13 protein-coding genes are annotated in these 13,833 nt (G+C 67.5%); 4 read left to right on the top strand and 9 right to left on the bottom strand.

The features are described from left to right. Positions 1 to 99: 99 nt before the first annotated feature. Complete coding sequence (locus tag AR540_RS03315; RefSeq protein WP_059226422.1) at positions 100 to 1,062, top strand: GlxA family transcriptional regulator; 963 nt, start codon at positions 100 to 102, stop codon at positions 1,060 to 1,062. Here AR540_RS03315 and AR540_RS03320 read toward each other — a convergent pair. The 3 genes from AR540_RS03320 to AR540_RS03330 form a co-directional block, all read right to left on the bottom strand. Beyond that, positions 1,059 to 3,620, bottom strand: a complete 2,562-nt coding sequence (locus AR540_RS03320; protein ID WP_059226423.1) for a bifunctional diguanylate cyclase/phosphodiesterase — start codon at positions 3,618 to 3,620, stop codon at positions 1,059 to 1,061. The genes AR540_RS03315 and AR540_RS03320 overlap by 4 nt on opposite strands. A gap of 179 nt (positions 3,621 to 3,799) precedes the next feature. After that, complete coding sequence (locus AR540_RS03325; protein ID WP_059226424.1) at positions 3,800 to 4,480, bottom strand: hypothetical protein; 681 nt, start codon at positions 4,478 to 4,480, stop codon at positions 3,800 to 3,802. 59 nt (positions 4,481 to 4,539) lie between these two features. Further along, positions 4,540 to 5,139 (bottom strand): short chain dehydrogenase, encoded by a 600-nt coding sequence (locus AR540_RS03330; protein WP_059226425.1) that lies wholly within the window; start codon positions 5,137 to 5,139, stop codon positions 4,540 to 4,542. A gap of 98 nt (positions 5,140 to 5,237) precedes the next feature. On the opposite strand from AR540_RS03330, the gene AR540_RS03335 reads away from it, so the two are divergent. Then, a complete protein-coding gene (locus AR540_RS03335; protein WP_059226426.1) occupies positions 5,238 to 6,149 on the top strand; it encodes a LysR family transcriptional regulator in 912 nt (303 codons plus the stop codon). Positions 6,150 to 6,313: 164 nt separating this feature from the next. Here the strand turns inward: AR540_RS03335 and AR540_RS03340 are convergent, their stop codons facing one another. The 5 genes from AR540_RS03340 to AR540_RS03360 form a co-directional block, all read right to left on the bottom strand. Then, entirely contained in the window at positions 6,314 to 7,015 is a 702-nt protein-coding gene (locus tag AR540_RS03340) for an ABC transporter ATP-binding protein (protein WP_059226427.1), read from the bottom strand. 11 nt (positions 7,016 to 7,026) lie between these two features. Next, positions 7,027 to 7,794, bottom strand: coding sequence for a high-affinity branched-chain amino acid ABC transporter ATP-binding protein LivG (gene livG / locus AR540_RS03345; protein ID WP_059226428.1), 768 nt, complete (start codon positions 7,792 to 7,794; stop codon positions 7,027 to 7,029). Next, positions 7,791 to 9,047 (bottom strand): high-affinity branched-chain amino acid ABC transporter permease LivM, encoded by a 1,257-nt coding sequence (locus AR540_RS03350; protein WP_059226429.1) that lies wholly within the window; start codon positions 9,045 to 9,047, stop codon positions 7,791 to 7,793. The genes livG and AR540_RS03350 overlap by 4 nt, the downstream gene beginning before the upstream one ends. Then, positions 9,044 to 9,967, bottom strand: a complete 924-nt coding sequence (livH, locus tag AR540_RS03355; RefSeq protein WP_059226430.1) for a high-affinity branched-chain amino acid ABC transporter permease LivH — start codon at positions 9,965 to 9,967, stop codon at positions 9,044 to 9,046. The genes AR540_RS03350 and livH overlap by 4 nt, the downstream gene beginning before the upstream one ends. Before the next feature lie 117 nt (positions 9,968 to 10,084). Beyond that, positions 10,085 to 11,206: a branched-chain amino acid ABC transporter substrate-binding protein gene (locus tag AR540_RS03360; protein ID WP_059226431.1), complete on the bottom strand. Its 1,122-nt coding sequence runs from the start codon at positions 11,204 to 11,206 to the stop codon at positions 10,085 to 10,087. A 213-nt stretch (positions 11,207 to 11,419) separates the two neighbouring features. Between AR540_RS03360 and AR540_RS03365 the strand changes: the two genes are divergently transcribed. Beyond that, entirely contained in the window at positions 11,420 to 11,737 is a 318-nt protein-coding gene (locus tag AR540_RS03365; RefSeq protein ID WP_059226432.1) for a DUF2288 domain-containing protein, read from the top strand. 47 nt (positions 11,738 to 11,784) lie between these two features. On the opposite strand, the gene AR540_RS03370 is transcribed toward AR540_RS03365, so the two are convergent. Next, the gene (locus AR540_RS03370; RefSeq protein ID WP_059226433.1) at positions 11,785 to 12,771 is read right to left on the bottom strand and encodes an aldo/keto reductase; all 987 of its coding nucleotides are present in this window, start codon (positions 12,769 to 12,771) and stop codon (positions 11,785 to 11,787) included. A gap of 111 nt (positions 12,772 to 12,882) precedes the next feature. On the opposite strand from AR540_RS03370, the gene AR540_RS03375 reads away from it, so the two are divergent. After that, complete coding sequence (locus tag AR540_RS03375) at positions 12,883 to 13,770, top strand: LysR family transcriptional regulator (RefSeq protein ID WP_059226434.1); 888 nt, start codon at positions 12,883 to 12,885, stop codon at positions 13,768 to 13,770. Positions 13,771 to 13,833: the final 63 nt, after the last annotated feature.

Consider the following 13,833-nt stretch of genomic DNA (forward strand, 5'->3'; position numbering starts at 1 on the left):
GCGCCGGCGTACCATGCCCTCCACCCCACAAGGGTCTTCCGGTGCGCGGTCCCTGGATCGGTCCGCCATCGCCGCTCTCGACAGGAAGCCAGACGTTAGATGACCACCCGCATCGCCTTTCTGCTTTGGCCCGACGTCCGTCCGCTGACCGTGGGCCTGGTCGAGGAAGCGCTGGAACTCGCCGCTCGCCATTCGAGCGATACGCCCTACGAGGTGCGTTTCCTGCAGGTCGCCAGCGACTTGCAGCCGCGCCTGCCGGGTGGCCATTGGGAGGGCCAGCTGGAGCGGCTGGATCGCCTGTTCGTGCTGGCCGACGAGCCACCGCGTGCCTTGCCGCCGCCCCTGGCCGCCGCCCTGCGCCAGAGCGCTCGGGCCGGGGTGGTCATGGGTGGCTTTTCCGCAGGCGTGCAGGTGCTGGCCCAGCTGGGGCTGCTCGACGGCCATCGCGCCGCCGTGCACTGGCGCTGGCTGGAGGAATTCAGCGAGCAGCATCCCAAGGTCATCGCCACCCATCATCTCTACGAATGGGACCGCGACCGCCTGACCGCCTGCGGCGGCCTGGCCATTCTCGATCTGCTGCTGGCCATGATCGGTCGCGACCGCGACGCCGAACAGGCCGGTGCCATCGCCGAGGAGCTGATCGTCGAGCGCCTGCGCGAGGGCAGCGAGCGGCAGCGCATTCCGCTGAAGAATCGCCTGGGGTCGAGCCATCCCAAGCTGACCCAGGCGGTGATGCTGATGGAAGCCAACATCGAGGAACCGCTGACCACCGACGAGATCGCCCAGCACGTCTGCGTGTCGCGCCGGCAGCTGGAGCGCATCTTCAAGCAGTACCTGGCGCGGGTGCCCAGCCAGTACTACCTGGAGCTGCGACTGAACCGGGCACGCAAGATGCTCACTCAGACCAGCAAGTCCATCATCCAGATCGGGCTGTCCTGCGGCTTTTCCTCGGGCCCGCACTTCTCCAGCGCCTACCGCAACTTCTTCGGCGTCACCCCGCGCGACGACCGCAACCAGCGGCGCGGGGCGAGCGGCGAGGGCAACGTGATGGCCGAACGCTAGGGCTGTACCGGGGCCGGCTCTTCCAGCCAGACACCCAGGCGATTCGCCGGTAGCGGTTGGCCGCAATGAAAGCCCTGGATCTCGTCCGCCGGCAGGCGCTGCAGCAGGCGCAGGTGGTCGGCGTCTTCCACGCCCTTGAGCGTCACCTGCAGGCCCAGGGAGCGACCCAGGTCGATGAGGGCACGCACCAGGGCGCAGTCTTCCGGGGCGCGGTCGCGCTTCTCGATCAGGCTGCGGTCGATGCGGATGCCATCCAGCGGGTAGCGGCGCAGATAGGCCAGGGAGCAGATCCCGGAACCGAAATCGTCCAGGCACAGGCGCACGCCCAGGCCCTTGAGCGCGGCCAGGGTGTTGGAGATGTCCGTCGCCGGATCGAGCAGGGTGCGTTCGGTCAGCTCCAGCTCCAGGCGCCGGGGCGGCAGGCCGCTGCGATAGAGCACCTCGGCCACGCTCTGCACCGGGTCTTCGTTGGCATGGAATTGCTGGGGCGACAGGTTCACCGACACCGAGAGATGCTCCGGCCAGCCCTGGGCGTCGTGACAGGCGGTTTCCAGCACCCACTGGCCGAGCCGCTGTGCCAGGCCGGCATCCTCGGCCAGGGCGAGGAAGTCGAGGGGTTCCAGCAGGCCCTGGGTCGGGTGTTCCCAGCGCACCAGGGCCTCGAAGCCGCTGAGGGCGCCGTCGGCCAGTCGCCGCCGGGGTTGGTAGTGGAGGCTGAGCTGGTCGTCACGGAGCGCCTGCCGCAGATCCTGCTCCAGCTGGCGGCGCAGCAGTACCTCCTCGTTCATCGCCGGTTCGTGGAAACGCCAGGTGCCGCGGCCGGAGGTCTTGGCCTGGTAGAGGGCGATGTCGGCCAGGCGCAGCAATTCGGCAGGGATACCGGTATCGCGCGGGGCCAGGGCGACGCCGATGCTGCTGCCGATGAACACCCGCTGCTCGCCGAGCCGGAACGGCTGGCGCAGCTGTTCCACCAGCCGTCGGCAGAGGTCGGCGATGGCCTCAGGCGCCCGTTCGCCGCCGAGCACCACGCAGAATTCGTCGCCACCCAGGCGCGCGACCAGGTCGGAGGCGGTGACGTTCTGGCGCAGCCGCTGCGCCGCCTCCTGCAGCACCTGGTCACCCGCGGCATGGCCCAGGGCGTCGTTGACCGTCTTGAAACGATCCAGGTCCAGGCTGAGCAGGGCCAGGGGCTGCGGTTCCGGGCCTTCCAGGTGCGTCGCCAGGAACTGGTGCAGGCGATGGCGATTGGGCAGGCCGGTCAGGGGATCGTGCCAGGACAGGTGCTGGACCTGGGCCAGGGCCTCGATCTCGTCGGTGAGGTCGGTGACGGTGCCCCGGTAGCCGCCCTCGGGAATCGCCCGGGCGGCCACGCGACAGGTCCTTTCGCGACCGGCGCCGTCCAGGTAGTGGCAGATCAGCGGCGGCCGCGGCTTGCGCTCATGATGATGCCCGGCCAGCCAATGGGCGAGGGTGTCGGCATGGGGGGTGAGCAATTCGGCGAGCGGCCGGCCCAGCCAGCGTTCGGCGGCTTCGCCGGTGACCTCGGCGAAGCGCTCCGAGACATAGACCAGGCGCAGCGCGGCGTCGACTTCCCAGAGCCAGTCCGACGTGGCCTCGGCGATATCGCGGAAACGCCGTTCGCCGATGGCCAGTTCGCTGCGGCTGGCCAGCAGGTCGTCGTACTGGGCATCCAGCTGCCGTGCCGACACCAGCGCCTGGCGCAGCAGCCAGACCAGGCCCAGCAACAGGATCAGCACGCCACCACCGAACAGCGGCAGGGTCTGCTGCATCAGCCACAGGCCGGGGCGTAGTGGTCGCCAGGTCAGCTGGAAGCCGGAGCCCGGCAATTGCCAACTGGCGCGGCCTTCAGCGGGCGTGGTGGTCGCGCTCAGGGGCGGCAGGCCGTTGGCTGCGCTGAGTTCGGCCAGTTTCGCCGGACTCAGCAGGTCGACGAAGACCAGCACCGACAGCGGTGCGTCCGTTGCGCGGTCGCTGGCCTGGTCACCGGGGGTGATGGCGGCGGCGGCCACCAGGGCCGGTACCCCGCCGACGCTGAGGATGCCGGAGACGCTGCCTGCACGACCATCGGCGCTGCGGGCCGCGGCCAGCAGGCCGGTGACGTTGCCCTCCAGCCAGGGCGCCGTCGGTTCGGCGAGTTCGCCGTCGAGCAGCCGGTAGCGAGGTCGGTCCTGGCCGTCGAACACCAGCACCCCTTCGTAGCCATAGACCTTGAACAGCGCCGGGCCGAGGTTGTTCTGCTCGAAGGCCCAGTCCCGGTCCAGGGTCAGGTGGAGTCGCCGATAGCCTTCCTCCCACTTGCTGTAGTCGATGATGTTGCGCGCCACTTCCTCGTCGAGACGGGTGAAGGTGCGGCTGACGCCGCGCTCGGTATGCTCGGCGACGCTGGCGTCCTGGCGTATGGCGTTGTCCACCAGCAGGTAGCAGCCCAGGCCGATGAGGCCCAGCAGCAACAGGCACAGCGCCGGGAATAGCCGCAGGATGAGGGTGAGCCCCCGACGACGAGGCGGCGCGCTGCGGGACGATGACGATGGATGCATGCCTGGACCCTGGCTGGATGAGCCTTCCTGTGCCTTCGCCTCGCGGATCGACACGACTGGCGGGTGAACATAACGGATGATGCCACGGCGCGGCCAGACTAGCCCGCTGGCGCCCGCGCCGCTGAACGTAAAGAGGGAGATGCCAAGGGGATCGCGCTATTGGCGCGAAAAGCCGCCGGCTAGCCGGGGTTGCCCGCGCCCCCGTAGAAGGCGCAGCCTTGCCAGGTCTCGCCATTGATGCGCAGTTCGGCCTGCAGCGACTGTACGGTCCCGGTACGACCGTCCACGCAGCGGCGCGGATTGATCCACAGCTCGACCTTTTCGCCATTGGCTTCGGTGGACAGCGCCCGCATGCCGCCAGGCAGCTCTTCCTGCAGGTAAGGCAGGGCGCGCCGCGGTTCGCCGCCGGTGCTGACCAGCATGCCCTGGTTGCTGACCTGGACGCTCCAGTCCGGGCCATGGCCCCCGGCGCTCATCGCGGTGCGCTTGAAGTTGGGATCGCTGCAGCCGGGACCGGTGTATTGCACACGATAGACGTCGGTGACGGCGAAGACGCCCTGGGCGCCGTCCCGGCCCCCGGACTTCACCTGGCCGCGCAGATCGGCGAACAGCGAGGCGGCGCCGCTATCGGCCGCCAGCTCGTGGGCATCGCGCAGGATGGCGGTGTTGTTGGCGTCGGTGACGTCGAAGAAACGCTGTTCCTGGCAGGGGCGGAACAGCAACTGGTCACCGCTCCAGCGCAGATCGCCCTGCAGGCGCTCGCCGCCCGGTGCACGCGGGGTGTCGTCGCTCTGGAACAGGCTGCAGCCGCCAAGGAGGCCGAGCAGGGCAAGGGGAAAGATGGCACGCGGCGCTGGCATCGCAGGACTCCGACTGAGGTGGGCACACGTTACTCAGACAGCGCCGCGAGCTCAAGGACTTACCAGACGCGATAAGTCTTGCCGGTTTCCCGTCCTTCCACACTGCGTTCGTAGGCCAGGGCCGCCTCGGCACCCGATACCGCCTTGAAGCCGCGGAAGAAGTCGCCGTAGTGGCCCAGGGACTCCTGCAGCACCGTCGGGCTGACTGCATTGAGGCGCTGACCGCGGGGCAACTCGATGGCGGCACCACGGACGAAGCCTTCCAGCGCCGCGTTGACCATGGCCGCCGAGCTGCCCTGAGCGATGGGGTGCTCGCTGAGAATGCCGGTGGTCAGGGTGAAGGAGGCTCCCTCGGCAGCCTGGTCCTGGCCAAGAAGCACCAGGTTGACCTGGCCCATGAGTTTGTCCTGCAGGCCTTTCTGATAGGCCTCGGGGGTCATCTCGACGAAGGGGGCGAAGGTCACCGAACCCACGGCGCTGATCAGGGCATCGAAACGACCCACCTGGGCGAACAGGGCGCGGATGGAATCCGGTTGGGTGATGTCGACCTGCAGATCGCCGGATTGGCGGCCGACGCGGATCAGCTCGTGGCGGCTACCGAGGCGCTCGGCGATGGCGCTACCAAGGGTACCGCTGGCACCGACAAGGATGATTTTCATGGGATGGCTCCATGTAGGGAAAGGAGTCTCCAGCCTAGAATGAGGCATTGCCCTGATAAATCGTCTAATTGGCAATCCAGTGTTTCCAGGAGGAAACGATGCAGGATGACTTCGCCGATCTCGCCGCCTTCGCCATCCTGTGCGAAAGCGGCAGCTTCACCCGCGCTGCCGAGCGACTCGGGTGCAGCAAGGGGCAATTGTCGAAGCGCATCCGGGCGCTGGAGTCGCGTCTGGAAACCACCCTGTTGCACCGCACTACCCGCCGGCTCGATCCCACCACGGCTGGCCGGGCACTCTTGCCCGAAGCCCAGGCCCTGGTACGGCAACGCGAACGGGCGCTGCAGAGCGTGGCCCGGCTGCGCGAGGAGGCGGCTGGGCAGGTCCGCCTGACGGTGCCGGTGTCCCTCGGCTATACCTTCTTCGAGGTGCTGCTGGCCTGCCGCGCCGCCCACCCCGCCATCCAGCTGGACCTGGTGCTGGACAACGGCTATCGCGACCTGGTGGCGGAGGGATTCGACCTGGCCATCCGCGCGCGGGTGGAGCCGGACGAGCGCCTGGTGGCCCGTCCGCTGTTCGCCATGCAGGAGGTGACCTGTGCCGCGCCCGCGTATCTGCAGGATCGCCCGTCACCGGACAGGCCCGAGGTGCTGCTCGAGCACCGCTGCCTGGTGAACAACCACTATGTCGAGGGCGATGTCTGGCTCTATCACCGGGAACATCGACTCAGCCGTGTCCAGGTGGCGCCCAGCCTGGCCTGCAACCACTACAGCCTGCTCAAGCAGGCGGCGCTGGCGGGGCAGGGCATCGCCCGGCTGCCGTCCTTCATGGTCCACGAGGAATTGGCCAGCGGGGCGCTGGTCTGGCTGCTCAAGGAGTGGCGCACGCCCAGCCAGCCGCTGTTCCTGGTGCATCCCTACCAGAGCGGATTGCCCAGGCGCACGCGGGTGGTGGCAGAGGCGCTGAGCGACTGGTTCGAGCGCAGTCGGCAACGGCTGGAGGCCTTGGGCTGAGGGCGCTATCGCGGCCATGGCGGTGCGCCGATAAGGTCGCTTCCTCCCTATGCATTATCGCGGCCATGGGCCGCTCCTACGGGGGGATCGATACCTGTAGGAGCGGCCCATGGCCGCGATAGAACAGAGTAGCGGCACAACAGGAGCGACCGCGATGCGCAGGCTCAACCGCCCAGGTAGGCCTTGCGCACGTCCGGGTTGGCCAGCAGCTCGGCGCCGCTGTCCTGCATGACGATCCGCCCGTTCTCCAGCACGTAGCCGCGGTCGGCCAGCTTGAGCGCCTGGTTGGCGTTCTGCTCGACCAGGAACACCGTCACCCCATCCTGGCGCAGTTGCTCGATGATCTCGAAGATCTGCTGGATGATGATGGGCGCCAGGCCCAGCGACGGTTCGTCGAGCAGCAGCAGGCGCGGCTCGCTCATCATCGCGCGGCCGATGGCGAGCATCTGCTGCTCGCCGCCGGACATGGTGCCGGCGCGCTGCGCGTAGCGCTCCTTGAGCCGTGGGAAGAGGCCGAGGACCTTGTCCAGCTGGCGGTCATAGGCGTGCTTGTCGGTGAAGAAGCCGCCCATGGCCAGGTTCTCTTCCACGGTCAGGCGGGCGAATACCCGGCGGCCTTCCGGCACCACGGCGATGCCCTTGCGCATGATCTGCGCGGTTTCCTGGCCGACCAGTTCCTCGCCTTCGTAGCGGATGCTGCCGCCGTGGGCGCGCGGGGAGCCACAGAGGGTCATCAACAGGGTGGACTTGCCGGCGCCGTTGGCACCGATCAGGGTGACGATCTCGCCCCGGTTCACCTGCACGCTGACGCCGTGCAGGGCCTGGATCTTGCCGTAGAAGGTGGAGACGTTGTCGAACTGCAGCATGGAGGTCTCCATCAGGATTCGCCCAGGTAGGCCTTGATCACGTCGGGGTTGTTGCGGATCTGCTCCGGCGTCCCGTCGGCCAGGGGGGTACCCTGGTTGATCACCACGATGTGGTCGGAAATGCTCATCACCAGGTGCATGTCGTGCTCGATCAAGAGCACGGTCACGCCGTGGTCGGCGCGCAGCAGGGCGATGAGCGCCTTGAGGTCCTCGGTCTCGCGCGGGTTGAGGCCGGCGGCCGGCTCGTCGAGCATGAGGATCTGCGGGCGGGTCATCATGCAGCGGGCGATTTCCAGGCGTCGCTGCTGGCCGTAGGCGAGGTTGCCGGCGTTACGGTTGGCGAACTCGCTGAGGTTGACCTGCTCCAGCCAGAAACGCGCGTATTCCATGGCCTCGGCTTCGCTCTTGCGGAAGGCCGGGGTCTTGAACAGGCCGGCCAGGAAGCCGGTGTTGAGGTGACGGTGCTGGGCGACCAGCAGGTTTTCCACCGCGGTCATTTCCTTGAACAGGAGGACGTTCTGGAAGGTACGCACCACGCCCTTGCGGGCGATCCGGTGGCCTGGCAGGCCCTGGATGGCCTCGCCGTTCAGCAGGATCTCACCGCCGGTGGGGCGGTAGAAGCCGGTCAGGCAGTTGAATACCGTGGTCTTGCCGGCGCCGTTGGGACCGATCAGCGAGACCACCTGGCCCTGTTCCACGCGGATGTTGACGCCGTTGACGGCCAGCAGGCCGCCGAACCTCATGGACAGGCCGGTGACGTCGAGAAGGGCTTGGCTCATTTGCGCAACTCCAGGTGCGGGCGTTGCATCGGGAGCAGGCCTTGCGGACGCCAGATCATCATCACGACCATCAGCAGGCCGAACATCAACATGCGGTATTCGCTGAACTCGCGCATCAGCTCCGGCAAGAGGATCATCACGATGGCCGCGAGGATCACGCCGAGCTGGGAACCCATGCCGCCCAGCACCACGATGGCCAGGATGATGGCCGATTCGATGAAGGTGAAGGATTCCGGCGAGACCAGGCCCTGGCGGGCGGCGAAGAAGCTACCGGCGAAACCGGCGAAGCAGGCACCCAGGGTGAAGGCCGAGAGCTTGATCAGCGTCGGGTTCAGGCCCAGGGCGCGGCAGGCGATCTCGTCTTCGCGCAGGGCTTCCCAGGCGCGACCGATGGGCATGCGTAGCAGGCGGTTGATCACGAACAGAGTCAGCAGCACCAGCAGCAGGGCGATCAGGTAGAGGAAGATCACCTTGTATTCGGAGTTGTAGGGGATGCCGAAATACTCGTGGAAGGGCGTCATGCCTTCCGGCGCGCGGCGTTCGAAGGTCAGGCCGAACAGGGTGGGCTTGTCGATGCCGCTGATGCCGTTGGGGCCGCCCGTCCATTCGGTGAGGTTGCGCAACAGGATGCGGATGATCTCGCCGAAGCCCAGGGTGACGATGGCCAGGTAGTCGCCGCGCAGGCGCAGCACCGGGAAACCGAGCAGGAAGCCGAACAGCGCCGCCATCAGCCCCGCCAGCGGCAGGCAGACCCAGAAGCCCAGGCCGTAGTAGTGGGAGAGCATGGCGTAGGTGTAGGCGCCGACGGCGTAGAAGCCGACGTAGCCCAGATCCAGCAGGCCGGCCAGGCCGACCACGATGTTCAGGCCCAGGCCGAGCATCACGTAGATCAGGATAAGGGTGGCGATGTCCACCGCGCCGCGCGAGCCGAAGAAGGGCCAGACCAGGGCGACCAGGACCAGGGCGAGGATCACCCAGCGCTGGGTCTTGGGTTCGGTAAGCTTGGTGCCCAGGCCGGTCTGCGGCAGCTGGATGCCGCCACTGCGGCGCCAGCCGGCGGTGAGCGGGTCACGCACCAGCTGCCAGACGAACATCAGCACCGCAGCCAGGGCCACGGTCCAGAGGGTACGAGGTGTGGCACCATGCACCTCGAGGTTGACGCCGACGGTTTCCAGCTTGAGGCCGAGGATGGGATAGGCGACGGCCAGCACCAGCAAGGCGCTGAAGAAGGCGGTTCGCAGACGGGCAGTCATACCTTTTCCACCTCCGGGCGACCGAGGATGCCGGTGGGGCGGAACAGCAGCACCAGCACCAGCAGGCTGAAGGCCACCACGTCCTTGTACTGGTCGCCGAAGACGTCGGCGCCGAAGGCCTCGGCCACGCCCAGCACCAGGCCGCCGAGCATGGCGCCGGGAATGCTGCCGATGCCGCCGAGTACCGCCGCGGTGAAGGCCTTGATCCCGGCCAGGAAGCCCAGGCTCGGGTTGATCACGCCGTACTGGATGCCCAGCAGCACCGCGGCCACGGCAGCCAGGGTGGCGCCGATGACGAAGGTCAGGGCGATGATGCCGTTGGTGTTGATGCCCAGCAGGTTGGCCATCTTGATGTCCTCGGCGCAGGCGCGACAGGCGCGGCCCAGGCGGGAGCGGGAGATGAACCAGGTCAGGCCGAGCATGGTGAGCAGGGTGACGATGAAAATCAGCACCTGCACGTAGGAGATCACCACGCCGTTCATGGCGTCGGTGCCGATGATGAAGTTGCCGGGCAGCAGGTTGGGGATCGACTTGTCCTTGGAGTCCTGGGCCAGCAGCACCCAGTTCTGCAGGAAGATCGACATGCCGATCGCCGAGATCAGCGGGATCAGCCGGTTACCGCCGCGCAGGGGACGATAGGCGATGCGTTCGATGCTGTAGCCATAGGCGCTGGCGATGACGATGCTGGCGGCGAAGGCGGCGAGCATGACGATGGGCAGGCTGTGGATACCCAGCATGGCGAGGCCCGCGATGGCGATGAAAGCCACGTAGGAGCCGATCATGTACACCTCGCCGTGGGCGAAGTTGATCATGCCGATGATGCCGTAGACCATGGTGTAGCCGATGGCGATCAGGGCATAGGTGCTGCCGACCGTGAGGCCGTTCACCAGCTGTTGCAGGTAGTGGTAGAACTCGGGCATGGGTGTCTCCAGGGGACCGATGAGCACTTCTGGTGCAGGTCCCAGGCCTCGGGTGGAGGCGGATAAACGAAGCCCACTGCCGGTAATGGCAGTGGGCTTTGGTCTTGCAGGCAGGGCTTACTTGGCTTCGGTCTTGGTGCCGTCGGCGTGCCATTCGTAGACCACGAACTCGAAGTTCTTCAGGTCGCCTTTCTCGTCGAACGCCAGTTCGCCGGTGGGGGTGTTGAAGGTGTTGCTGCGCAGCGCCTTGGCCACGTCCTCGGGCTTCTCGTCGCCGGCCTTCTCGATGCCTTCGGCGATGACCTGCACGGCGGCGTAGGAGGGGAACACGAAGGGACCGCTCGGATCCTGCTTCTTGTCCTTGAACGCCTGCACCAGGGCCTGGTTCTTGGGATCCTGGTCGAAGGAGCGCGGCAGGGTGACCAGCAGGCCTTCGGAAGCCTTGCCGGCGATGGCGGAAATGGAGCTGTTGCCCACACCTTCCGGACCCATGAACTTGGCGGTCAGGCCCTTCTCGGCGGCCTGGCGCAGGATCAGGCCCAGCTCGGGGTGGTAGCCGCCGTAGTAGACGAAGTCCACGTTGGCCTGCTTGAGCTTGGCGATCAGCGAGGAGAAGTCCTTGTCGCCGGAGTTGATGCCTTCGAACACGGCGACCTTGACGCCCGCCTTGTCCAGGGTCTGCTTGACCGCGGTGGCGATGCCTTCGCCGTACTGCTGCTTGTCGTGGATGACGGCGACAATCTTCGGCTTGACGTGCTCGACGATGAACTTGCCGGCGGTCGGGCCCTGCATGTTGTCCAGGCCGATGGTGCGGAAGATCAGCTTGTAGCCACGGTTGGTGATGTCGGGGCTGGTGGCCGCCGGGGTCACCATCAGGATGCCTTCGTCCTCGTAGATGTCGGACGCGGGCTGAGTGGAGCTGGAGCAGAGGTGACCGACGACGAACTTGACGCCATCGTTGACGATCTTGTTGGCAACCGCCACGGCCTGCTTGGGATCGCAGGCGTCGTCGTAGACCACGCCTTCGAGCTGCTTGCCCTTGACGCCACCGGCCTTGTTGATCTGCTCGATGGCCATCTGGGCACCGATGAACTCCATGTCACCGTACTGGGCGACCGGACCGGTCTTGGGGCCGGCCAGGCCAATCTTCAGGGTGTCGGCTGCCAGGGTGTGGCTGGCCATGCCGGCGAGGGCCAGGGCCGCGACCAGGCGGGAGAAACGCAGAGTTGCCTTTTTCATGAGTGCTCCACTCGGAATGCTTTTTTAATGAGGCAGATGGACGCGAAAGTGTGCCGATTTTGTTCGTTATGACGCGCTGCGCAGTTTAATCACCGGGCGTTCCTCTTGGAAAGCTGGCCATGACAACTCGTCGGTTACGGATGCCGCGTGTCCGGGCGCTCGGCAAGTGGGGAGGGGGCCGGTAGAATCCGCCCTTTTCGCGAGACCCGCACCATGACCGATCACGCCACGCTCTACGCCACCCTGCTCGGGCAGACCGCCGCCATCGGCTGGGAAGAATTGCAACCGCATTTTGCAAGGGGCGTGCTGCTGGAGGTGGCGCCGGAGCTGGACCTGATCGAGGCGGCCATCGCCGTGACCCGGGACGATGCCGCCCGTGTCGGGGCCTGGCTGCAAGCCGGGCAACTGGCCAAGGTCGACGAAGCCCGGGCCCTGCGCCGGCTGGAAGCGCCCGAGGTGGCGCTGTGGGCGGTGGTGGTGGCGCCCTGGGTGCTGATGCAGGAACGTCCGGCCGCGCGCGCGACGGACTAGGAAGACCCCCGCCCGCACGAGGCGGGCGGGGGGATGACGGGCGGCGCTCAGCGCTCGCTGTCGAGGTCGCGCAACTGGTGCTCGCCGTAGCGATCGCCGGCCACCGCGCCTGGCGGCAGCAGTCGTTCCAGTTCGGCGCGGTCCGCTGCGTCGAGGGTCACCTCCTGCGCGCCGAGGGATCCGGCGAGCTGGTCGCGCCGCCGGGCACCGACCAAGGGCACGATATCCTCGCCCTGGGCGGCGACCCAGGCTATCGCCAGCCGGGCGGGCGTGGTGCCCCGGGCTTCGGCGAAGCGGCGCAGCTCCGCCACCAGTGCCAGGTTGTGCTCGACGTTACCCGGCTGGAAGCGCGGGCTGTGGCCGCGGAAGTCGCTGCCGCCGGCGGGCTGGCGCCAGTGACCGCTGAGCAGACCGCGGGACAGCACGCCATAGGCGGTGATGCCGATGCCCAGGTCGCGACAGGTCGGCAGGATCTCGGCTTCGATGCCGCGCGAGACCAGCGAGTACTCGATCTGCAGGTCGCACACCGGATGCACCGCGGCCGCACGCTTCAGGGTCTCCGCGCCCACCTCCGACAGGCCGATGTGGCGCACGTAGCCGGCCTGCACCAGCTCGGCAAGGGCGCCCATGGTGTCCTCGATGGGTACCTGGCGATCCAGCCGCGCCGGGCGATAGATGTCGATGTGGTCCACGCCGAGGCGCTTGAGGCTGTAGGCGACGAAATTCTTGATCGCCGCGGGGCGGGTGTCATAGCCCAGCCAGTCGCCACCCGGCCCACGCAGGGCGCCGAACTTGACGCTGATCAGGGCCCTGTCGCGGCGACCGTGCAGGGCTTCGCCCAGCAGCAGCTCGTTGTGGCCCATGCCATAGAAGTCCCCGGTGTCGAACAGGGTGACGCCCTGCTCCAGGGCGGCGTGGACGGTGGCGATGGCCTCGCCGCGATCGGCGGGACCATAGAGGTCGGACATGCCCATGCAGCCCAGACCGAGGGTCGATACCTGCGGGCCCTGGCGGCCCAGACGACGCTGTTGCATGAGGGATTCCTCCTGAAGTGACTGAGACCCCACTCTAGCTGTGGAGGCGCCGTGCGATAATCCGGCTTCGACACAACAGCCTGTTCGCCTTTTCGTACAATGGGTGGCGTGATGAATCTGGACGATCTGGCGGCCTTCGCTGCCGTGGCCGAAGCCCGCAGCTTTCGCGGTGCGGCCTATGCCCGCGGGGTGGCGGCCTCTTCCCTGAGCGACGCCGTGCGCCGGCTGGAGCGGGAACTGGACGTCCGCCTGCTGCACCGCACCACCCGCAGCGTGACGCCCACCGATGCCGGCCAACGACTGCTGCAACGCCTGACCCCGGCGCTACGCGAGGTGCAGGGGGCGCTGGATGCCATCAACGCCGAGGGCGAGAGTCCGGTCGGTACCCTGAGGCTCAATGTGCCCACCATCGTCGCCCGGGTACTCCTGCCGCCGCTGATCGGCCCCTTCCTCGCCAGCCATCCGGGCATTCGCCTGGAAGTGGTGGCCGATGACCGGCTGATCGATGTGCTCGCCGCCGGTTTCGATGCCGGCGTGCGCTACGACGAGCATCTGGAGGCCGACATGATCAGTGTGCGGCTGGGCCCGGCCACCCAGAGATTCGTCGTGGCCGCCACCCCCGACTACCTGGCGCGCCATGGTTTGCCGGCGCATCCCGCCGACCTGGTCCGGCACTCCTGCATCGGCCATCGCTTCGCCAGCGGGCTGGTGGCGCAATGGAGTTTCGAGCGCGGCAGCGAGGTGATCAACATTCAGCCGGGCAGTCGCCTGCTGGCCTCGGCGCTGGATCTGGAGCTGCAGGCCGCCCTCGAGGGCGTCGGCCTGATCTGTTCCTTCGCCGACTATCTGGCCGAGCCCCTGGCCGATGGACGGTTGGTGGAGGTCCTGGCGGACTGGTCCACTCCCTTTCCCGGTCCGCGGCTCTACTATGCGGATCGCCGCCAGCCGCCGGCGCCCCTGCGGGCCTTCGTGGCCTTTCTGCGCGAGCGCAACGGCTAGGCGTCACCGCCGGGCGCCGCTACCCTTGGGGCCTGCCCGCCGTTCGGAGCCGCCATGACGTTC

The organism is Pseudomonas sp. EpS/L25 (assembly GCF_001512295.1).
In the GTDB taxonomy this organism is placed as follows: Bacteria; Pseudomonadota; Gammaproteobacteria; order Pseudomonadales; family Pseudomonadaceae; genus Chryseomonas.